At 64.0% G+C, this 21,362-nt stretch carries 19 protein-coding genes and 1 other RNA gene; 16 read left to right on the top strand and 4 right to left on the bottom strand.

The window, feature by feature from the left end:
- On the bottom strand, window positions 1-364 hold a 364-nt coding region (locus Q0629_RS03085; protein WP_298778798.1), incomplete at its 3' end, for a hypothetical protein.
- Between the two features lie 199 nt (window positions 365-563).
- On the opposite strand from Q0629_RS03085, the gene Q0629_RS03080 reads away from it, so the two are divergent.
- The 3 genes from Q0629_RS03080 to Q0629_RS03070 all read left to right on the top strand — a co-directional run bounded on the left by Q0629_RS03080 (window position 564) and on the right by Q0629_RS03070 (window position 4,093).
- Window positions 564-1,526 carry an NAD-dependent epimerase/dehydratase family protein gene (locus Q0629_RS03080; RefSeq protein ID WP_298778796.1) on the top strand — a complete coding sequence of 321 codons (963 nt, stop codon included), beginning with the start codon at window positions 564-566 and terminating at the stop codon, window positions 1,524-1,526.
- Window positions 1,527-1,595: 69 nt separating this feature from the next.
- Entirely contained in the window at window positions 1,596-2,816 is a 1,221-nt protein-coding gene (locus tag Q0629_RS03075) for an aminotransferase class I/II-fold pyridoxal phosphate-dependent enzyme (protein ID WP_298778795.1), read from the top strand.
- Between the two features lie 62 nt (window positions 2,817-2,878).
- Window positions 2,879-4,093 (top strand): dicarboxylate/amino acid:cation symporter, encoded by a 1,215-nt coding sequence (locus tag Q0629_RS03070; RefSeq protein ID WP_298778793.1) that lies wholly within the window; start codon window positions 2,879-2,881, stop codon window positions 4,091-4,093.
- A 226-nt stretch (window positions 4,094-4,319) separates the two neighbouring features.
- Here the strand turns inward: Q0629_RS03070 and Q0629_RS03065 are convergent, their stop codons facing one another.
- Complete coding sequence (locus Q0629_RS03065) at window positions 4,320-4,775, bottom strand: GNAT family protein (RefSeq protein WP_298778791.1); 456 nt, start codon at window positions 4,773-4,775, stop codon at window positions 4,320-4,322.
- Window positions 4,776-5,069: 294 nt separating this feature from the next.
- Here Q0629_RS03065 and rplU point away from each other — a divergent pair, with 294 nt between their 5' ends.
- The 7 genes from rplU (at window position 5,070) to rsfS (ending at window position 10,036) form a co-directional block, all read left to right on the top strand.
- Window positions 5,070-5,381, top strand: coding sequence for a 50S ribosomal protein L21 (gene rplU / locus Q0629_RS03060; RefSeq protein ID WP_015555775.1), 312 nt, complete (start codon window positions 5,070-5,072; stop codon window positions 5,379-5,381).
- A gap of 7 nt (window positions 5,382-5,388) precedes the next feature.
- Entirely contained in the window at window positions 5,389-5,715 is a 327-nt protein-coding gene (locus Q0629_RS03055; RefSeq protein ID WP_298778785.1) for a ribosomal-processing cysteine protease Prp, read from the top strand.
- On the top strand, window positions 5,712-5,999 hold the full coding sequence (rpmA, locus tag Q0629_RS03050; protein WP_298778782.1) for a 50S ribosomal protein L27: 288 nt from the start codon (window positions 5,712-5,714) through the stop codon (window positions 5,997-5,999). The genes Q0629_RS03055 and rpmA overlap by 4 nt, the downstream gene beginning before the upstream one ends.
- A 166-nt stretch (window positions 6,000-6,165) precedes the next feature.
- Window positions 6,166-7,473 (top strand): GTPase ObgE, encoded by a 1,308-nt coding sequence (gene obgE / locus Q0629_RS03045; protein ID WP_298778779.1) that lies wholly within the window; start codon window positions 6,166-6,168, stop codon window positions 7,471-7,473.
- 58 nt (window positions 7,474-7,531) lie between these two features.
- Window positions 7,532-8,128 (top strand): nicotinate-nucleotide adenylyltransferase, encoded by a 597-nt coding sequence (nadD, locus tag Q0629_RS03040; RefSeq protein ID WP_298778776.1) that lies wholly within the window; start codon window positions 7,532-7,534, stop codon window positions 8,126-8,128.
- Between the two features lie 81 nt (window positions 8,129-8,209).
- Window positions 8,210-9,574: an LCP family protein gene (locus Q0629_RS03035; RefSeq protein WP_298778774.1), complete on the top strand. Its 1,365-nt coding sequence runs from the start codon at window positions 8,210-8,212 to the stop codon at window positions 9,572-9,574.
- 60 nt (window positions 9,575-9,634) lie between these two features.
- Complete coding sequence (rsfS, locus tag Q0629_RS03030; protein WP_298778772.1) at window positions 9,635-10,036, top strand: ribosome silencing factor; 402 nt, start codon at window positions 9,635-9,637, stop codon at window positions 10,034-10,036.
- Between the two features lie 111 nt (window positions 10,037-10,147).
- Here the strand turns inward: rsfS and Q0629_RS03025 are convergent, their stop codons facing one another.
- A complete protein-coding gene (locus Q0629_RS03025) occupies window positions 10,148-10,945 on the bottom strand; it encodes a TIGR00282 family metallophosphoesterase (protein WP_298778770.1) in 798 nt (265 codons plus the stop codon).
- Window positions 10,945-12,474 (bottom strand): ribonuclease Y, encoded by a 1,530-nt coding sequence (rny, locus tag Q0629_RS03020; RefSeq protein ID WP_298778765.1) that lies wholly within the window; start codon window positions 12,472-12,474, stop codon window positions 10,945-10,947. The genes Q0629_RS03025 and rny overlap by 1 nt, the downstream gene beginning before the upstream one ends.
- A gap of 266 nt (window positions 12,475-12,740) precedes the next feature.
- Here rny and rnpB point away from each other — a divergent pair.
- From rnpB to dut, 6 genes are all read left to right on the top strand, one after another.
- Window positions 12,741-13,076: RNase P RNA component class A (gene rnpB / locus Q0629_RS03015), an RNA gene on the top strand.
- 52 nt (window positions 13,077-13,128) lie between these two features.
- Window positions 13,129-14,703 (top strand): DEAD/DEAH box helicase, encoded by a 1,575-nt coding sequence (locus tag Q0629_RS03010; protein ID WP_298778800.1) that lies wholly within the window; start codon window positions 13,129-13,131, stop codon window positions 14,701-14,703.
- A 208-nt stretch (window positions 14,704-14,911) separates the two neighbouring features.
- Complete coding sequence (locus tag Q0629_RS03005) at window positions 14,912-16,912, top strand: SH3 domain-containing protein (protein ID WP_298778762.1); 2,001 nt, start codon at window positions 14,912-14,914, stop codon at window positions 16,910-16,912.
- A gap of 44 nt (window positions 16,913-16,956) precedes the next feature.
- Window positions 16,957-18,528 (top strand): excinuclease ABC subunit UvrC, encoded by a 1,572-nt coding sequence (locus tag Q0629_RS03000; protein ID WP_298778760.1) that lies wholly within the window; start codon window positions 16,957-16,959, stop codon window positions 18,526-18,528.
- A gap of 119 nt (window positions 18,529-18,647) precedes the next feature.
- Complete coding sequence (locus Q0629_RS02995) at window positions 18,648-20,987, top strand: polyribonucleotide nucleotidyltransferase (RefSeq protein WP_298778757.1); 2,340 nt, start codon at window positions 18,648-18,650, stop codon at window positions 20,985-20,987.
- Between the two features lie 6 nt (window positions 20,988-20,993).
- The coding region (dut, locus tag Q0629_RS02990) for a dUTP diphosphatase (RefSeq protein WP_298778755.1) at window positions 20,994-21,362 on the top strand (369 nt) is incomplete at its 3' end.

Below are 21,362 nucleotides of genomic sequence, written 5' to 3'. Positions count from 1 at the left end.
CGGCACGTGTCGAGCTCCTGGCACAAAAGAACAAAAAAGCGCTGCACAGATAGCCTGTGTGGCAAGGTGGAAAAGGGCGGGTTTCATAAAGAAGCTGCAAACGGGAAACGTGGTTGTTGTTCTTGTACTGGGCATTCTTGCTGCCGAAGGGTATTCCCTGGCAGGCAGCGACTCGTTCTTCAACGCGCCGGCTTATAATGCTTCGAATTGCAGCATCGATTCTTCTTGCTGGGGCGGCGCTTGCCGCCCCGTTCTGTTCCGGCCGACTGGTTCTGAACACGACGCACTCCGTTCCTGTCGGCCTGTGGTGGCGTGTGGACGAAATATTGCAACGCGGCGATACCGTCCCGTTCTCATACTTCATAGTTCATCCAGACGTGGTTAGCCCTCAGAACCTTTTTCGTCATAATGCGGTAGTATAGAAGATAGGAGAGGCATTCAGAGCATCGAGCGGGGCTGTATGGGGTGTCCTTTTAAAATATAAAATATAGCATCTTAAAACGTCCCTTCGTTGTCCTATACTGAGACTCAGGAATCAAATCCTGTATGGAGGTGTCTTCACAATGAAGCGGATCATGGTATCGGGGTGCCTTGGGCAGATCGGGACGGAGCTCGTGACGCGGCTGCGCCGGGACTACGGCGCGGCGAACGTCCTCGCCACCGACGTCCGGGAGGATGCGGCGCACGCCCTTCCGGAGGGCCCCTTCGAGATCCTGGACGTTCGGGAGGCGGAACGGTACGCGGAGTGCGTGTCGAAGTTCAAGCCGGACACGATCTACCACCTGGCCGGAATCCTGTCGGCCAACGCGGAGAAGAAGCCTCAGCTTGCCTGGCAGATCAACATCCAGGGGCTGTGCAACGCCCTTGAGATGGGCCGCGAGAAGGGCTGTGCGATCTTCTTCCCCAGCTCCATCGCCGCTTTCGGCCCCGAGACGCCCCACGACAGGACCCCGCAGGACACGATTCAGCGGCCCAACACCATCTACGGCATCACCAAGGTGGCCGGAGAGCTCCTGGCCGAGTACTACCACAAGAAATGGGGCGTCGATACGCGGGGGGTGCGCTTCCCCGGCCTCATCTCCTACAAGACGCTGCCGGGCGGGGGCACGACGGACTACGCTGTGGACATCTACTATCAGGCCGTGCGAGCGGCGCGCTACACCAGCTACATCGCAGCGGGGACCTACATGGACATGATGTACATCCCGGACGCCATCGACGGCATGGTGCAGGTCATGGAGGCGGACCCCGCACGGCTGATCCACCGCTGCTGCTTTAACATCACGGCGATGAGCTTCGAGCCGGAACAGGTGGCGGCGGCGATCCGCGTCCGCATCCCGTCCTTCGTCATGGAGTACGACGTCGACCCCGTGCGCCAGGGCATCGCCGACAGTTGGCCCAACTCTATCGACGATTCGGCGGCGCGGTCGGAGTGGGACTGGAATCCGAAGTACGACCTGAACGCTATGACCGACGACATGCTGAAGAACCTGCGCCTCAAGTTGGGTGACGAGGCGAAGTTCTAAATCTTGCCTGCGTCGGTCGATATCATCCCCGTTCTAAATTTCTAAATTCAAAGGAGAGCGATGAAGATCATGAAGAAGCTGGAGGCGGCCCTCGCTGCCGAGCTTGAGAAGCTGAAGCAGGAAGGGCGCATGAAGGGCAAGGAGGAGATCATCGTCGAGGTGAAGCGGGCCGCCGGGTCGAAGGGGCCTCGCTACCTGCTCAAGGGCCGAGGCAGCAAGGAGTTCATCCGTATGAACTCCAACTCCTACCTGGGCCTCGCCCTGCGCGAGGACATGATCGCGGCGGATGAGGAGGGCACGCGCCGCTTCGGTGTCGGACCCGGTGCGGTGCGATTCATCAGCGGGACGTTCAAGGCGCACCGCGACCTTGAGCACCGTTTGGCGGCCTTCCATGGCCGGGAGGACGCGATGATCTTCAGCGCGGCCTACGTGACCGTGGGCGGGGTCATCACCTCCCTCATCAGCAAGGAGACCTTCGTCGTCAGCGACGAGCTGAACCACAACAGCATCATCAACGCCATCAAGCTGGGCCGGCCCCCCTTCCGCGCGGTGTACAAGCACAACGACCTGGGCGACCTGAAGCGCTGCCTCGATGAGGCGAAGGCCGGCACGGCGAAGCGCGTCCTCGTGGTGACGGACGGCATCTTCAGCATGAGGGGCGATCACGCCCCGCTCAAGGATATCCTGGAGCTGGTCCACAGCTATGACGAGCACTTCGCCGAGGGGGCCTTCCTCGTGGTGGACGACTCCCACGGCGTCGGGGCCTGCGGCCGTACCGGGCACGGCACAGAGGAGATGACCGGAGCCAGGGTGGACGTCCTGATCGGGACCCTGGGCAAGGCCTACGGGGTGAACGGTGGTTACGTGACGGCGTCGCGCGCGCTGATCACCTACCTGCGGGAGCACGCGGCCATGTACATCTACTCGAACCCCATCACGGTGGGCGAGGCCTGTGCCACGATGAAGGCCCTCGACATCCTTGAAAGCGACGAGGGCGCAAAGATACTGGAGCACCTGCGCGCCATGACGAAGCGCTTCGAGGACGGGCTCGTCAAACTGGGGTACGAGACGATCCCCGGCGAGCACCCCGTGACGCCCCTCGTGCTGCACGACACGGATCGGACCAGAGCCATGGTGGCGCACCTGCTGGAGAACGGGGTGTTGGCCACGGGCATGACCTTCCCCGTGGTGCCGCGTGGAGCGGAGGAGATTCGCTTTCAGATCAACGCGGACCACACGGAGGCGGACATCGACGAGGTCCTGGCGGCGATCGGGTCGTTCGGGAAGTAGAGGTCTGATACGCATAAAAACACAGGCGTATACATAAATATTACAAGGAGGAATCTTTCATCATGGGCAACGAGGGACAGAAAAAGTTTCACATCGGGCTTCTTCCGCGACTGATTATCGCCATCGTCTTGGGGGTCGTCGTGGGAACGATGGCCAAGAGCGCGGGGATACCGCTCATCATCCAGATTGGCGCGACCTTTAACAGCATCTTCGGCAACTTCCTGGGCTTCTGCATCCCGCTGATCATCATCGGCTTCGTGGTCTCCGGCATCGCCGAGCTGGGCGACGGAGCAGGGAAGACTCTGGGGCTTACCGTCCTGATCGCCTACGCCTCAACCCTCTTTGCGGGGCTCCTGGCGTATTTCGTGGACGTGTCCGTCTTCCCGTCCTTCCTGAAGGTGGGCTCCATCGTGCTTGAGGACGCTCAAAACGCTGAAGAAACCATGCTCAAGGGGCTCTTCTCGATCGACATGCCGCCCCTGATGGGGGTCATGACGGCGCTCCTCCTCTCCTTCATCTTCGGGATCGGCATCGCCGTCACCCACAGCACGTCGCTGAAGAACGGCTTTTCCGAGGTCCAGCACATCATCGAAAAGCTGGTGGCCGGCGTCCTCATCCCCCTCCTGCCGCTGCACGTGTACGGTATCTTTGCCAACATGACCTATGCCGGAACGGTCATGGACATCATGTCCGTCTTCATCCGCGTCTTCGCGATCATCATCCTGCTGCACGTGGCGGTCATCCTGATCCAGTACACGATCGCAGGGACCGTGGCGGGCAGGAACCCGATCAAGCTCATTCGCCGCATGCTTCCGGCGTACTTCACGGCCATCGGCACCCAGTCCTCTGCGGCGACGATCCCCGTGACGGTGGCCTGCACCAAGAGCAACGACGTGAGCGACCGAATCGCGGAGTTCGTCTGTCCTCTCTGCGCCACCATCCACCTCTCCGGCTCGACCATCACCCTCACGAGCTGCTCGATCGCCCTCATGATGCTGAACGGCATGGACGTGACGCTGGGCGGACTGTTCCCGTTCATCCTGATGCTGGGCATCACGATGGTGGCCGCGCCGGGCGTCCCCGGCGGAGCCGTGATGGCCGCCCTCGGCATCCTGAGCTCCATGCTGGGTTTCAACGACAGCATGCTCAACCTCATGATCGCGCTCTACATCGCTCAGGACAGCTTTGGGACGGCGTGCAACGTCACCGGCGACGGAGCGATCGCCGTGTTCATGGACGCCATAACACACGGCAAACAGGAGCGGGAAAGCATCTGAGCCGTTGTCCTGACGGGCTTTCATTCCCTTTCCAAATCACTTCGCAGGTGAGGCGGACAAGAAAACGAACCCAAGGGGGGCGACCGGAGGCCGCTCCCCTTGGGTTCATAGCCGTCAAAAGAGGAAAACCTAATGTCGTCCGGCTGCTGCTCCGTGCCTCGGCGAACCCCACAGTGTGGGAGCGTACTGTTCCTTGAATTGCTATTTGAGTTGGACAAACCGAGATTTATCTATATCTTTTCATAATATATTTGAGCGTAGGAGTCTCAATCACTTCGTCAATTTCAAATCCAAGTTTCTCGTAAAGTCTCTTTGCATTTTGATTAAAATCAAAAACCGTTAGAGAAATGCTTTTAATATTATTATCCTCAAAAATTAAATCTATAAAGCCTTGAAGTGCCTCCTTCCCAAGACCCAATCCCGTTTTGCAGGGTTCTAATACAAATCTCCCTATGTGTATATTATCTTTGTCAACTCTTATTTGCTGTATGATCCCTAAGAATTCTTCTTTATTAAAAATGGAAAATATATTTTTTAATTCTTTTATTTTATCATAATTCAATGGATAAGAAATTCGAGAACCCATCCATTGTTCTTGAAATTCTTTTCCTTGTTCATTTGACCATTTACATAAAAGAGTCGCATTATCCTTATTAAGGCCCTTTTCAAATCTGATACTCATACTTTAATCCCCCCTCAATCCCGAATTTATCTCTCTAGATATTCGCTAATATTATACTCTATTTTTACACTGTCAGATTTCCTACTTGCTTTTAAGTATTTCATGGAAATAGATTAACAGTCAAGCAAGAGACAGAGGAAGTTAAGGGATGACGTTATCACTGAGCAATAGGTGCTTTCTTGCTTGACGAAAGCCGATCTCTTGCGTAAAATCATGAAGCTGTTTATCGCATGGAGCAGGCGTGAAGAACCTCAAGGGTGAGGGCCTGCTTTCAGCGGGAGGAGGAAAATTATCATGTATGCAGTGGTTGAGACGGGCGGGAAACAGTACCGCGTCCAGGAAGGGGACCGCTTCCGCGTGGAGCGCCTCGATGGCGAGGCGGGAAGCGAGGTCGTCTTCGGCAAGGTCCTGATGGTTGGCGGCGACACGGGAGTCCGCTTTGGGACGCCTTACGTCGAGGGAGCCAGCGTGAGGGCGGAGGTCCTGGCCCAGGGCCGCGGCAAGAAGGTCCTGGTGTTCAAGTACAAGAGCAAGAAGAACTACCGCCGTATGCAGGGACACCGACAGTACTTCACCGAGGTCGTCATCCGGGGCATCGACGCCTGATCCTCCGGTGACGGAGGTAACGCTCTACTGGGCGAAGGGGGCGCTCTGCGGGCTGGAGAGCCGCGGACACTCCGGCTTTGCCGAAAAGGGCGCGGACGTCGTCTGTGCAGCGGTTTCTACGCTGGTCCACGCGCTCCTGGCGGGCCTTTCCGACGTGGCGAAGGTCGAAGGGCTGGAGTGTCGGGTGGATGGAAACGTCCCGCTGATTCGAGTCTTCTGGCCGCAAGGGATTGCCCCCTCGCTGGAGCTCCTGACGAGGACGGTGGCGCTCTCGCTGAGGGAAGTCGCGGCCGGGAACGGTGAGTACGTACACATTACGGAGGTGCAGCTATGATCTATAAATTCGACATACAGTTTTTCGCGCACAAGAAGGGGCAGGGCAGCTCCACGAACGGCCGCGACAGCAATCCGAAGTACCGCGGCATCAAGGTCTATGCGGGGACGGAGGTCACGGCGGGAAGCATCCTGGTCCGCCAGTGCGGCACGCACCTGCATCCCGGAAAGCACGTGGGGCTTGGGCGCGACTTCACCCTCTTCGCTCTGGTCCCCGGCAAGGTGGAGTATGCCGTCAAGGGGGACCGCAAGTACGTTTCCGTCGTCCCCGCCCTCGCGAACTGAAGCGGCTGGATGGGGCCGCTGAAGCGACGGGTCAGCAGCGGTCCTCCTGTCCCCTCTGCTTGAATTCCGCGCTCGGTGGGCGGACGTCTGTCCCTGGAACCCCTGAGGGCCCCCCTTTTGCGCGGGGCCTTCTTTTTTTCTGTTCTTCTGTCGCGGTGGTGTTGACGTGAAATTTGTGGACGTTGCAAGGATTATGGTGAAGGCCGGACGGGGGGGCAATGGCGCCCTGAGCTTCCGACGGGAGAAGTTCGTCCCCAAGGGTGGCCCCGACGGGGCGGACGGGGGGACGGGCGGCAGCGTGATCCTGGAGGCCGTGGGTGGCGTCGTCACCCTGGCGGACTTCGAGTACAACCGCCGTTTTCAGGCCGGCCATGCGGGCCATGGCGCAGGGGCCATGAAGACGGGGGCCGACGGCACGGACCTGAAGGTCCTCGTGCCCTGTGGCACGTTGGTCCAAGACGAGGGCGGGCGCGTCCTGGCGGACCTGGTGGAACCTGGGCAGACCTTCGTGGCGGCGCGAGGCGGCCGGGGCGGGAAGGGCAACGCCCACTTCGCCAACTCCGTGCGCCGCACGCCGCGCTTTGCGGAGAAGGGGGACCCCGGTGAGGAGCGGACGCTGACGCTTGAGCTGAAGCTCATCGCCGACGTGGGGCTCGTGGGGTTCCCCAACGCAGGGAAGTCCAGCATCCTGGCGGCCATCAGCGGGGCGAAGCCGCGCATTGCGGGCTACCCCTTCACGACCCTCTCCCCCAACCTCGGCGTCCTGGCCGTGGACGACCAGCAGATCGTCGTGGCCGACGTGCCCGGACTGATCGAGGGGGCGCACGAGAACAAGGGGCTGGGGCTTCAGTTCCTGCGCCATATCGAACGCACACGGGTGCTGCTGCACGTGGTGGACCTCTCCGAGGAGGACGTGCTGAAGAACCTGGAGGTGGTCGAGGCGGAGTTTCACGCTTACGGCGCGGACCTCGATGGACGACCCTGCATTGTGGTGGGTAACAAGACGGACCTGCCCGGCACGGAGGAGAACGCCCGCCTTCTGAAGCGGGAGATGGAGCGCCTGGGAAGGCCCTGCCTGCTGGTGAGCGCGCTCGCGGGCGACGGCATCCCGGAGCTGATCCGCGAGGTCGTCGCCCTGGTCCGGGCCCACCCGCGACCCGTGGGGAGGACGACGCTCGTGGAGGCGCAGGAGGTCCAGGGTGTTCAGGAGCTCCCACGCCGCCGCGGCGGCGCGCCGGAGCCCGTGGAGGTTCGGCGCCTCTCGGACGGCCGTTTCCGGGTGGAGCACGCCAACCTGGAGAGGGCCGTGGGGCGCATCAACTTTGAACACGAGGACGCGATGCTGAAGTTCTCGCGCCTCCTGAAGCGCCTCAGCGTCGAGGAGGCCCTGGAGGTGGCGGGCGCCCATGAGGGCGACCGAGTCCTGATCGGAGATGTCGAGTTCGACTTTCAGCCCGACAGGATCATGGAGTAGGGAGCGGCCACCTGGCCTCTCGGCCGGCAGCGCCGTTTTCATGGGAGAGGGGATTTTAGTGTCCACAAAGACGGGGATTATGGGGGGGACCTTCGACCCCATACACTACGGCCACCTCCTGCTCGCTGAGGAGTGCCGGAGCCGGCTGAACATCGATCGCATCGTCTTCGTCCCCACGGGCGCTCCGCCCCACAAGCGGGATCGTCAGGTGACGTCGGCGGAGGACCGCTACGCCATGACCCTTCTGGCCACGGCGGGCGTCCTGAATTACTCCGTTTCCAGGACGGAGGTCGATCGACGCCAGCCGTCGCACACGGTGGACACGCTTCGCGAGTTCATCGCGGGCGGCATTGCGCCGGAGGACCTGTTCTTCATCACGGGGCTGGACGCGATCCTCGACATCACGACGTGGGTGGACTACAAGCTGCTCCCGAAGCTCTGCACGCTGGTGACGGCCTGCCGTCCGGGGTATCCCGTGGAGGGGATCGAAGCACTGCCGCAAGAGGTGCGGGAGAACCTGAAGCTGGTGGAGATACCGCAGTTTGCGATCTCCAGCACGGAGATTCGCGAGCGAGCGCGGACGGGGCACAGCATCCGCTTTCTCGTGCCGCACCTGGTTGAGATCTACATCGAGTCCAACGGGCTCTATAGGTAGAGAGGGTTGAGCCGGGGGCTTTGCGCCCTGCCTGGCCGCGCGTTGACGCGCAAAACCGATCGAGTTGGAGGTGTCGCGTCGGTGAGGTTTTTGAAGATTCTTGGGATCGTCCTCCTGATCTTCGCAGCGACCGTAGGCGGGGCGGTCCTGCGCCTGAAGGAGATATTCTTCAATCCCAACGTCCTTCCCCTGCCCAGGCCGGGGAGCGACGTGACCAGCATGGACAGCGAGGGGAACCTGGTCGTTCCGGCGGGGGAGGCCCCGACGATCGCCGCCGCGAGGGGGACGATCAACGTTCTGGTGGTTGGCCTGGACAACGTGGACGGCGGCTCTAGGACGGACGCCATCGCGATCGTGATCTTTGACGTGGACAACAAGGCGGTGCGGATCGCCTCCATTCCGCGGGACTCCCGCGTGTACATTCCAGGGAAGGGCTGGGACAAGATCAACCACGCCTACGTCTACGGGGGCGTCCCCCTCGTGCGGGAGACGATCGTGAACCTAACGGGGCTACCGCTGGACTACTTCGTGAAGGTGAACTACGAGAGCTTCCCGCGGATCGTGGACCTCCTGGGCGGGATCGACATCTACGTCGAGAAGAACCTGTCTTACAACGACTATTCGGGCAAGCTCTTCATCAACATCAAGAAGGGCCAGCAACACCTGGACGGCATAGCAGCCCTGGGCTATGTGCGCTTCCGGCACGACCCCCTTGGGGATATCGGCAGGGTGCAGCGGCAGCAGAAGTTCATGGACGTCCTGATGTCCAAGCTGAAGACCCCGGCGATCATTCCGAAGATACCCTCCCTGATCGGCGAGGTCGTGAACGCGGTGGACACGGACCTGAGCCCGGTGGAGGCCCTGCAGCTCCTGCAGTTCGCAACGGCGCTGCCTAAGGAGCGAATCCAGATGTTCATGGCGCCGGGCAAGGCTGGGTACGCCGGCGGCCTCAGCTATTGGATACTGGACAACGCCCGTTTTTCCATGATGCTGACCGAGCCGCTTCCCTCGGCGGACGAGTCCGCCCCCGTCAGCCTCGACGTGGGCAGCGCGGACCTCGCCCCGGCCATCGGCCGAGAGGAGAACGGGCTTTCGGCAGTCAGCGCGGACCGGCTCGCCGAGCTGCGCCTGAAGGTGGGGAGCCTCCGCATCCTGAACGGGGACGGGGAGAGCGGCCTGGGCAAACGGGCTGCGGACGTCTTCCAGCGCATCGGAATCGAGGTCCCCTACACGGGCAATGCCAGGCACTACGACTACCACACGACGAACATCATCTACCCGCCGGACGGGGGCGAGGTCGCGCGGGACGGCGCCCTGGCCCTGGCCGAGCTGTGCGGCATCACGAACCAGGGGCTGATTCGGGCGGACCGGCGGGCCGCCTCGCTCACCCTGATCCTGGGGCACGACAAGGAGGACGTCTTCCGTCGCCTTGAGCCGGTGCCCTGATGGGCGGGCGCGAGGAAGCGGAGCGGACGGAACGCGAGGACAAGAGAGGAAGGAGGGGCTGTGTTGGATAAGGAGGCGCTGACGAACGGCGCGGAGGAATACCGGTGGCTTCTCGATGCGCTGGAGGAGAAGAGCGGCGAGGACGTCGTCCTCATGGACCTGAGCAGCGTTGGAGCGTTGTCGGACGTCTTCGTCCTGGTGACGGGTAACTCGGAGGTCCACATGAAGACGCTGATGGACGCAGCCGAAGAGGCTCTGGAGCGCCACGGGCTCCCCTGTCGCCTGGAGGGCGAGACGAGTTCCAACTGGCGCCTGGTGGACGCCGGAAACGTGGTGGTCCACGTCTTCAGCCGCAAGGGGCGGGATTTCTACAGGCTGGAACGGCTCTGGGGGGACGCGGAAACCCTGAGCCGCGGGCAGCCGGAGGCGGGCCCAGGGGGCTTTGGGGCCACTGAGCTTTGATTGAGTTAAGACGAGGGGGGCGCGGATTACCCGCGCCCCCCTCGTCTTTGAGTGCAAGCTCGATCGCCCGAAGGGAAGGTGGTCGAGTTCACCTCACCCGGGGGCCTGGTCCTACGGAAGCTCCACGGCCTTCTGGACGCGGGTGATGCTCCGCGCCCTGCCCGTGGACTCGTCGATCTCCACGACCGCGCCGTTGACGGCCGGCAGTTCCGTGCACATCTCAAAGCGCGCGGGCATGCCCGTGAGGAAGCGGGGCATGGCGCTCTCCTTCTTCACGCCCAGGATGCCACCGTGGCCGCCCGTCATGCCGACGTCGCTGAGGTAGGCGGTCCCTCCGGGGAGGATGCGCTCGTCCGCGGTCTGCACGTGGGTGTGGGTCCCCAGGACGGCGGAAACGCGCCCGTCCAGGTAAAAGCCCATGGCCTCCTTCTCGGAGGTCGCCTCCGCGTGGAAGTCCACGAGGATGGGGAGCTCCGCGCCCCCCTGGGCCCGCAGCTCCTCCAGGCAGGCGTCCGCCGCGTAAAAGGGGGAGTCGATGGGCGGCATGAAGACCTGTCCCTCCAGGTTCAGGATGCCGAGCCGGCGTCCGTTGCGCTCCAGGACGCCGCACCCCTGACCCGGACAGACCGCCGGGTAGTTGGCCGGGCGAAAGATGCGGGCGTCCGAGCCCAAGACGACGCCGAAGTCGTTCTTGTCCCAGATGTGGTTCCCAGAGGTCATCCCGTCCACGCCCAGGTCCAGGAACTCCTTGAATATCTTCTCCGTCATTCCCTTGCCTGCCGCCGCGTTCTCGCAGTTGACGACGACGAAGTCGAAGCCGTCCCACTCGCGGCGCAGCTCCGGCAGGGCACAAGCCAAGGCGCGTCGCCCGACGCTCCAGGCGACGTCGCCGAGAAAGAGCACCCGCATCACTTTGCGAACTCCGACGCGCGCGTTTCCCTGGAAACGTTGACCTTGATCTGTCCCGGATACTTCATCTCGGCCTCGATCTTGCGCGCGATGTCGTAGGCCAGCTTGTACACGCTGCCGTCGTCGGTCTTGCCCGCGGTGAGGACGACGCGTACCTCGCGGCCCGCCTGAATGGCGTAGGCCTTGGAAACGCCGTTGAAGCCCATGGCGAGCTCTTCGAGCTTCTCGAGCCTCTTGATGTAGGCGTCCAGGCTCTCGCGGCGCGCGCCGGGCCGCGACGCGCTGATGGCGTCCGCCAGGGCGACCACCACCTCGTAGACGGAACTGACCTCGAGGGTATCGTGGTGGGAGGCGATGGCGCTGACCACCTCCGGCCTCTCGCCGAAGCGCTGCGCCAGGTCCGCGCCGATGGCGGCGTGGGGGCCCTCCACCTGGTGGTCGACGGCCTTGCCCAGGTCGTGCAGCAGTCCCGAACGGCGCGCCAGCTCCTCGTCGAGGTCCAGCTCCGCGGCGATGGCGCCCGCGATCTGCGCCACCTCGAGGCTGTGGGAAAGGGCGTTCTGGCCGTAGCTGAAGCGGAACTTCAGCTGGCCCAGGGTGCGCACCAGCTCGGAGTGGATGTTCTTGATCCCCATCTCCAGGACGGCGGATTCCCCCTCGTTGATGATCTCCTCCTCCACGTCGTGCGTGGCCTTATCGATCAGCTCCTCGATGCGCGCGGGATGGATGCGGCCGTCCACCACGAGCCGCTCCATGGCACGGCGGGCGACCTCGCGGCGGACGGGGTCGAAGCTGCTGAGGGTCACGGCCTCCGGCGTGTCGTCGATGATGAGGTCTACCCCCGTCAGCATCTCGAAGGCGCGGATGTTTCGGCCCTCGCGGCCGATGATGCGCCCCTTCATCTCCTCAGAGGGGAGGGGGACGACGCTGACCGTCGCCTCGCCCGCGCTCTCCACGGCGCAGCGCTGCATGGCCGCGACGACGATGTCACGGGCCCTGCGGTCCGCTTCGCGCTGGGCCCGCTCCTCCAGCTCCTTCAGGCGAAGCCCGATGAGGTACTGGGCGTCCTCCTCCGTCTTGCGGAGCAGGATTTCCTGAGCGTCCTCCTTCGTCATCTGCGCGATCTCCTCCAGCTTGTCGCTCTGCTGCCGGATCAGCGCTTCGAGGTCCGCGCCGCGCTTCTCGATCGCCTCCTGCTTCAGCTTCAGCTCGTCCTCCTTGTGGGAAACCCGGTCGAGCTTTCGGTCCAGGTTCTCCTCCCGCTGCTCCAGCTTGCGCTCGGCCCTCTGAAGCTCGGCCCTCCGCTCCTTGACGTCGCGATTGGCCTCCTGCCTCAGTCGTGAAACCTCGTCCCTGGCCTCGGTGAGGCGATCCTGCTTGATGCGCTCGGCCGCGTCGGTGGCCTCCTGCAACATGAGGAGGGTCTGGTTCTTCACTCCGGTGAGGCGCGTGTTGTCCCATGCCTGCAGGATCAGGTATCCCACGCCCACGCCGGCCGCAAAAATCAATGCTGCGATGACTAGTTGCATGTTCTTGTATCGCTCCTTACTGTTACGACCCCTCCGCAAACGGCGAAAGAGGGGACAGAATGATGATATCGTGCGTTGACTCCGGAAGAACTTCAGATCAGATGATCAAAAAGAACTTCAGACACACGTCTTAAATTTTACCTTTCAATCAGGCGATTAACAAGCGAAAAAGCCTCTTTTCTCGTGCCTTTTCTGCGCTGCGGAGCCGGCGTTTTTTTGAGGGGCGCCGCCGGGTCGATACCGGTTGCATCGTGATACAATAAAAACGAGCAGCTCGGATGGCCGCCACGCCAGAGGCGTGGAGGAAAGTCCGGGCTCCGCAGGGCAGGGTGCCGGATAACGTCCGGTCGGCGCGAGCCGGAGGAAAGTGCCACAGAAAACAGACAGCCCCCATATGGGAGCAATGGTGAAAAGGCGGGGCAAGAGCCCGCCGGATGCGGCGCGAGCCGTATGCCTGGCAAACCCCACCCGGAGCAAGATCGAATAGGGGGGGATGACGCGGCCCGCCGACCCCCGGGTACGATCGCTTGAGGCGCTCCGCAAGGAGATGTCCAGATAAATGGCCGTCACATACAGAACCCGGCTTATGAGCTGCTCGCTATTTTTCCCTGCACGAGGCGCAGGGTGTCATTGGAGCTGGCGCCTTTGGAGAAAGTGACGTTTTACGACTGGCAGAAGAACGCATACCGCAGCATTGCGGGACAGAGCGCCGTCCTCTCGGCGCCGACGGGATCGGGCAAGACGCTGGTGGCTTACCTCTGGGCCGGGATACTGGACGAGGAGGGCGCCGTCCGGGAGCCCGACGCCGCCCGCGTCATCTTCACAGCCCCCATCAAGGCCCTGAGCAACGAGCGCTACATGGACCTCCGGCGCATGGGGCTGGACGTGGGCATCGAAACGGGGGACTTCAAGCGCAACGAGGACGCGCGCGTCATCTGTTGCACGCAGGAGATATACACGATGAAGTACGCCTCGACGCCCGGTCAGCGGCTCGTGATCGACGAGTTCCACTACATATTCAACGATCCGGATCGGGCTCGGACCTACATCGACGGAATTCGAGAAACTCACCCGGACACGCCTGTCCTGGTGATGTCGGCCACGCTGGGGGGCGTCAAGAACGTGGGGGCCTACCTCTCGCGGATCAGCTCGCGCAATTTCATCATCCACGAGAGCCACAAGCGCACGACGCAGCTGATCTTCACGCCGAAGAAGCCCGCCAGACGAAGCGGCGTCCACGACGCGCTGATCTTCCTCTTCTCTCAGAGAGGGGCCCTTCAGATGGCGGAGGACATCGCGGAGGTGCGGCCGAACCGCTCGCTGTCCCGCGAGGCGCGGGAGCGCCTCAAGGAGCTGGCGGCCATCCTGGAGGTCCAGCGCATCGCCCCGCCCCTTCTCCGCGGCGTGGGAATCTACCATGGGGGAATGTTCCCGAAGGAGAAACTCCTGGTGGAGTCCGCCTTCCGGGAGCGTATTCTGGACGTGGTCTGCGGAACGAACGCGCTGGCGCTGGGGGTGAACCTGCCCGCGCAGTACGTCATCTTCGCGCAGCTGGTGCAGTACCACCACCGGGAGCCCATCTCCAAAAACGAGTTCCTGCAGATGGCCGGACGGGCGGGACGCAAGGGGCTGTTCGATCCGGGGTACGTGACCTGGCTGAAGAACTCCCCCTACGAGCGGCGCGGCGTGGACACCGGCACGGTCTTTCAAGCCCTCGTGGACGCGCCCTCCGAGCCCGCCTTGGTCCAGCTGAGGCCCTCCTATGGACGCCTCCTGAGGAAGGAGGTCCTGTTGGAGGTGGAGGCGGAGTACATCGCGGACAACTCCCTGCCCGCCCAGAACGCGAGGAGGGCAGCGGACGAACTGCGGCGCGGCATGAACCGCATCGACTGGGTGATCCGCCAGCAGGTGCGGGGCGCGGATCGCGCGCGCTTTCAGTCGATCCTGGCCGACATCTGGTACGACGAGATGGAGGTTGACGAGAACCTGGAGATGGCGATGATGTTCTTGGAGGAGCCCAGCCCCAGCGCCCTGATGGCCGCCCAGATGATCATGCCCTACGAGCGCAACTACCTCCAGTCCCTGCTCAAGATCAAGCGCTTTTCAAACCAACTCCCGCGAGGGCGGCGCTTCCGCGGCCTCGACGAGCTGAACGACACCGTGGACGAGATCGACCCGACGATCTACGGCTTCGAGGAAAAGCTGGGCGAGATAGAAACGAGCCGATAGCGCTTTTTGCAAACAAGGGCCCCGTGAGGGGCTCTTTCGCGTCGCGGACGCCAAGTTGCTTTTTGTCCTTCGGTGCTTATATAATGAGGCCGGCGATTGAGCTGGTGGAGGTGCGTTCGGCACGGCGGAGCAGCGGAGCCGCTTCAAACCGGACAGGATGGCGAAATTTGTGTGGAACACAGCGCCAACGTAGAGGGGAGATTGATTCATGAATATCGTCGCGTTTGCCCTTTCTCTGTTCGCAGCGATCTTTTCAGGCGTTACCGTCCTCGCGGGCGCCGCAGTCCCCGGATGGGCGGCTTCGGGAACGTTCGGACTTCAGGTCGCGGGCGTGATCGTCATGTTCTCCGCCCTGTGGGGGTTGGTCGGAGGCGGCATGGCCCTGACGCGAAGGGAGCGGGCCTCGATCCTGCTTGGCGTCGATGCAGGCCTTGCAGCCGCGGCTTTTTTCCTGGGGCTCCACAGCGCGGTCGTCTGGGCCGTGCTCTACCTCCTGGCGGCCATCCTGGCCCGGCTCGACGTGAACGCCCTGCGGGAGGACCCCTCGGCCCTGGCGGCCCGGACCGACGGTGAGCCCCCTCGCCTGCCCGGAATGCTGCGGGCGATGCACGTCTTCCTGGAGGCCCCCGTCGAGGGGGAGGAACAGGAGCTGGACGGGCGCGTCCAGCTCCTGCGCGACGACGCGCTGCAGCCCGTCGAGTCCCTCGTCGGCGTGGAGACCGGGGCCCTGGTCCGCCGCGCCTTCATTTTTCTGGAGGACGGCGAGTTCGCCCGGGCGGACCAGTACCTGGAGCAGGCCCTGACCCAGGACCCGGAGAACTCGCGGGCCTACTTGGGAAAGCTCATGGTGGAACTTGGGGCCCGCACTCCGGAGGCCCTGGCCGACGCACCGCTGTTCGAGCAGAGCCGGCTGTTTCAACGCGCTCTGAAGTTCGCTGCCGACGAGGAGCGTGCCGTCCTGAACGGCTACGTCGAAGCTCGCAACAGGCGGCTGGAGCGCCTCCGAGAGGAGCGGCAGGCAGAGCTCGAGGGGCGCTACAAGCGCGCTCAGGCCCTCAGTGCCTCGGCTGAAACCCAGGAGGACCTCGACGAGCTCATGAAGCTTCTGGAGTCCCTGGAGGGCCACAAGGACGTTCGGAAGCTCGTGGAGGACGCTCAGCGCGGCATCGAGGCCAAGAAGATGTACGACGAGGCCGTTTCCATGCTGGAGAGGGCGCAGACCCCTGCGGATTACGATAAGCTGGCGGCCGTGCTGGAGGAGCTGGGGTCCTATCGCGACACCCCGGCCCTCGCCGCGAGGGCGCGCATGGAGAGGCGCTACGCGGAGTTGATCCGTCTGAAGGAACAGGCCCGGACGGAGGAGGAGCTGGAGGAGGTCGCGGAGCACTTTGACGGGTTCGGCAGCTACCGGGATGCCCAGCAGCTTGCTGCGGACGCCCGCCGCCTCTCGAAGGAGGCCCGGCGTGCGGCTAAGATCGCCGCGGCGCGGCGGGCGGTCCTGAGGCGCTGGGTGCGGCGCGTCCTCTTCGCGGCGGCCCTTGTGTGCTTTCTCCTGTTCGGCGGCGGACGCTGGCTGGCTGGCCTGTTCGGCTACGTGCCCGCGCCGACGGAGGAGCCTGTGACGGTGCAGCCGGAGGATAAAAGCAAGGACGTCCTTCCGCTCGACGAGGGCGCAAAGGAGCCGGAGAAGGCGAAGGAGGCGGCACGGCCCCACGAAGATGAGGGCGGCGGCGCGACGGGCTCCGGGGTCGCGGCGGTCCCTGTCGTTTCGCCCCGTGCGCCGGAGCCTCCGAGCTCTCCCGATTCCTCCGAACCGGCGGGATCCGTCGTCCATGGTGAGGCAGTCAGCGGGAGCGTCGGCCTTCCCGCAAAGTCTCCGAAGATGTCCCCTGAAGCCTCAGCGGACGCGCGGATCGCGGTCGTGAGGGCGTCGTCGCCGGCGCCGGAGGCCCTTCCCGCCAGCGGGGACGACCAGCCGACCGCGACCTCTGAGGACGCGGGAACGACGGCGCCCATGCGGGTCAGCGGCAGCAGGGTCAACCTGCGCAGCGCGCCGAACCTGACCGCTCAGGTCCTGGCGCGGATGTCCCGCGGCGACCTCGTGGACGCGACCGAATCCCGTACCGCTGCGGACGGCGTGTGGTACCACGTCAGCACGGACAAGGGGATCGAGGGGTGGATTTCCGGCCGATACCTTCGGGGTCGGTAAGCTGATGATGAGGTCGGCCTTGAGTCGTCGTGGAGGGCTTTTTCATGGCTGAAGGCCCTTCGCCGCAGCACGAGGGAGCGCGGGAGGAGAGGAAGGCCGTCCGTCCCGGCGCCAAAAACGGCACGCGGGAGGGTGCCGCCGTCAAGGAGAAGATCGCGGCCATCCTGCGAAGCCTGCCGGAGAGGCCCGGCGTCTACATCATGCGCGACGCCGAGGGCACGGTGATCTACGTGGGAAAGGCCATCAAGCTGCGCCGCCGCGTGTCCTCCTACTTCCGCCATTCCAACTTCGCCTCGCCGAGGCTGCGCAAGCTGGTCGCCCTGGTGGAGGACATCTCCATCATCCGCACGGAAACGGAGGCGGAGGCTTTGATCGTCGAGGCCAGGCTGATCCGCCGATACTCCCCCTTCTTCAACGTGGACCTCAAGATGAACGACCGATACCCCTACATCCGCGTGACGGACGAGGCCTTTCCGCGCCTCGAGATCACCCGCGTCAAGCGCGACGACGGTGCCGTCTACCTGGGCCCCTTCGTCAGCGCCGGGAACATCCGCTCCCTCATGCGCCTGGCGGAGCGGTATTTCCCCCTGCGCGTCTGCCGGACGGACCTCAAACCGGACCCTGGGAAGCGCCCCTGCATCGAGTACAGCCTGGGGCACTCCATGGGGGCCTGCGCGGGGCTCTGCACGCAGGCGGAGTACCGCGAGCGGGTGGGGGACGTCATCCTCCTGCTGGAGGGGAACACCAGAGAGCTGATCGAGCGCCTGCACAAGCGCATGGACGCCGCCGCGCGCCGCATGGACTTCGAGGAGGCGGCCCACTGCCGCGACACGATGCGCGCCCTTTGGCGCATCTCGCGCCAGCGCGTGTCCTCGGCGCTGCAGGAGGACCTGGACAGCGAAACGTGGCACGTCCTGAACCAGACCCAGAGGGCGTTCGGCCTCAGGACCATCCCCTGGCGGATGGACGCCTTCGACATCTCCCACACGGCGGGGCACGACACCTACGGCTGCTGCGTGGTGTTCGAGCAGGGGCGGCCCAACCCCTCCCTCTACCGTCGCTTCAGGATACGCGGCCTGGCGGAGGGTGAGGTTGACGACTTCGCCTCCATCGAGGAAACGGTGCGCCGCCGCTATCGCCACGTCCTGGACCAGTCGGAGCCCATGCCCCAGATGGCGCTGATCGACGGCGGTCCCGTGCAGCTGGAGTTCGCCATGCGGGCGCTGGCGGAGCTCAAGATGGAGCTGCCCCTCGTGGCGCTGGCGGAGCGCGAGGAGCTGATCTTCCTCCCGAATCGGCTCAACGATCCGATCCGACTTGACCGCAGCAGCCCCGTGCTGCAGCTGATGCAGCGCATGAGGGACGAGGTCCACCGCTTCGCCATCACCACGCACCGGCGGGCGCGCAACGCGCGGATGAAGCGCTCCTCGCTGGAGGACATCCCCGGCATCGGCAGGGCCCGTGCCTCGCAGCTCTTGGTCCGCTTCGGCTCGACGGAGCGCATTGCAGCGCTCTCCCCCGACGAGCTGGCCGGCGCGCCGGGGGTGGGGCCGGTGTTGGCGCGGAAGATATTGGAGCACCTGAACGGCCCGGACGCAGGGCGGGCCCGCGCGTGAGGGGATTTTCGGCGGGCCTATTTTTCCAGCCGAAAACGCTTGGACTAACGGGGCGATTGTGCTATCCTAAGTGCGCTTATAAGGACTGGAATCAACAACGCTTAGGAGGCTATTTGACTTTGGAGAAGGAATATTCGGTAACGATAGGCGGGACGCCGCTCGTGTTTCGCACGGGGAAGGTGGCAAAACAGGCCAACGGCGCGGTGATGGCGTCCCATGGGGAAACGGTGATCCTCAGCACGGCCTGCATCACGGAAACGGCACGAACGGGCATCGACTTCTTCCCGCTGCTCGTCGATTTTGAGGAGCGCTACTACTCCGCGGGGAAGATCCCCGGCGGCTTCATCAAACGCGAGGGCAAGCCCTCGGAGTCGGCCATCCTTGGGGCGCGCGTCACGGACCGCTCCATTCGCTCGCTGTTCAGCGACGACATGCGAAACGACGTACACGTCGTGAACACGGTCATGGCCATGGACCAGACGTATCCGCCCAACGTCCTGGGCATCAACGGCGCTTCCGCAGCGCTCTCCATCTCCGGCATCCCATGGAACGGTCCCGTCGGTGCGGTCCGCATTGGCCTGATCGACGGGGAGCTCGTGGTGAACCCCACGGAGCCCCAGATGAAGGAATCCAGGCTGAACCTCGTTGTCGCCGGACACGACGACGGCATCACCATGGTGGAGTCCGGCTCACAGGAGGTTTCCGAGGAGCTCCTGGTGGACGCCCTGGACCTGGCGCAGCGGGAGATTCGCAAGATCATCGCGCTGTTCCGCCAGATGAAGGAGGAGGTCGGCAAGCCGGAGATCGTCGTCCCCGCGCCCGATCGCATCCCGGAGATCGAGGAATGGATCGAGGCGAACCTGGACGACCGGGTGGACGCGGCGGTGCGCATTCACGAGAAGAAGCCTCGCGCCGAGAGGATCGCCGAGGTCAAGAACGCCGCGAAGGAGCACTTCGCCGAAGCCTACCCCAACAAGGGCGACTACATCTCCGCCTTCGTGGACGGGCGGGTGAAGGCGATCATGCGTTCCATCATCGTCAACGAGGGCATCCGTGTCGATGGTCGCTCCATGGACGAGATCCGTCCCATCGCCTGCGAGGTGGGGGTGCTGCCCAGGGTCCACGGGTCGGCGCTCTTCACGCGGGGCGAAACGCAGTCCCTGGCCGTGACGACGCTCGGCATGGTGGGGGAGGACGACCAGGTGCTGGACGGCATCAAGCTGGACGAGCCCGCCAAGCGCTTCATCCTCCACTACAACTTCCCGCCCTACTCCGTGGGGGAGGTGCGCCCCATGCGGGGACCGGGCCGGCGCGAGATCGGTCACGGCGCCCTGGCGGAGCGCGCCCTGGCGCCCGTGGTGCCGCCGGAGTCGGAGTTCCCCTACGTGGTGCGCGTCGTGTCGGACATCCTGGAGTCCAACGGGTCGAGTTCCCAGGCCAGCATCTGCGGCGGCAGCCTCTCCATGATGAACGCCGGAGTGCCTCTTCGCTGCCACGTGGCGGGCATCGCCATGGGCCTCATCAAGGAGGGGGACAAGGTGCGGGTCCTCACGGACATTCAGGGCCTTGAGGACCACTACGGCGACATGGACTTCAAGGTGGCCGGGACGCGGCAGGGCGTGACGGCACTCCAGATGGACAACAAGGCCGGCGGCATCACCCGCGAGATTTTGGAGTCCGCCCTGAACCAGGCGCGGAAGGCCCGCATGGAGATCCTGGACAAGATGGAGGCCGCGGCGCCCAGCCCCAGGGAGCTCTCGCCCCACGCCCCGCGCATCATGACCTTCAACATCGACCCGGAGAAGATTCGCGACGTCATCGGGCCCGGCGGCAAGGTCATCCGCGGCATCACCCAGCAGACGGGCGTGAAGATGAACGTCGAGGATTCGGGACAGGTGTCCATCGCCGGCGCCTCTCAGGAGCAGGTGGACGAGGCCCATCGGATCGTCGTTTCCCTGACGAAGGAGCTTGAGGCCGGCGAAGTCTACTACGGCACGGTGACGCGCCTGATGGCCTTCGGCGCCTTCGTGGAGTGCCTGCCCGGCAAGGAGGGGCTGCTGCACGTCAGCGAGATCAGCACGAGCCGCGTGCCGCGGGTGGAGGACGTCTTCAAGCCCGGCGACCGCGTCCTCGTCATGGTGAAGGAGATCGACGACCAGGGACGCGTCAACCTGACCCGGCGGCGCCTTCTGGCGGACGAGGACAGGGTGCGCGCAGCCGGCCTGGAGGGTGCGTTGCCGGATGAGCGGGAGCGCGACAACCTGATCGCCCAGCTGGCCGCCAGGGAGCCCTCCTCCTATCGGGATCGCGACCACGGCTATGGCGACCGGGACCGCAGCTACGGAGATCGGGACCGGGGAGGCTTCGGCGGAGAACGTCGCGGTGGCCCCAGGGATCGCGATCGGGGGAGCTTCAGCGACCGCAGGAGGGACGACCGGCCCCGGAGAAGGGACTACTAGCCCCTCATGGCCGAAGTTTCGGTCCAAATCCAGCGCTTGGGGCGGGCGAGGGAATTCCCTCTGCCCGCCTACGCTACCGAGGCATCGGCGGGAGTGGACCTGCGTGCCTCCGAGCCCTGCGTGATCGCGCCGGGCGCCCGCGCCCTCGTGCCCACGGGCATCCGACTGGCCATCCCCAGCGGGTACGAGGCCCAGATTCGCCCTAGAAGCGGCCTGGCCCTGAAGCACGGGGTCGCACTGCCCAATAGTCCGGGGACGATCGACGCGGATTACCGCGGCGAGGTGAAGGTGATCCTCATCAACCTGGGGGACGAGCCCTTCGTCGTCGAGCCGGGAGACCGCATCGCCCAGATGGTCTTCGCGCCCGTGACCCGC

The organism is uncultured Fretibacterium sp., from assembly GCF_938030725.1.
Taxonomy (GTDB): Bacteria; Synergistota; Synergistia; order Synergistales; family Aminobacteriaceae; genus Fretibacterium.
This window is presented reverse-complemented; position numbering and strand designations above follow the sequence as displayed.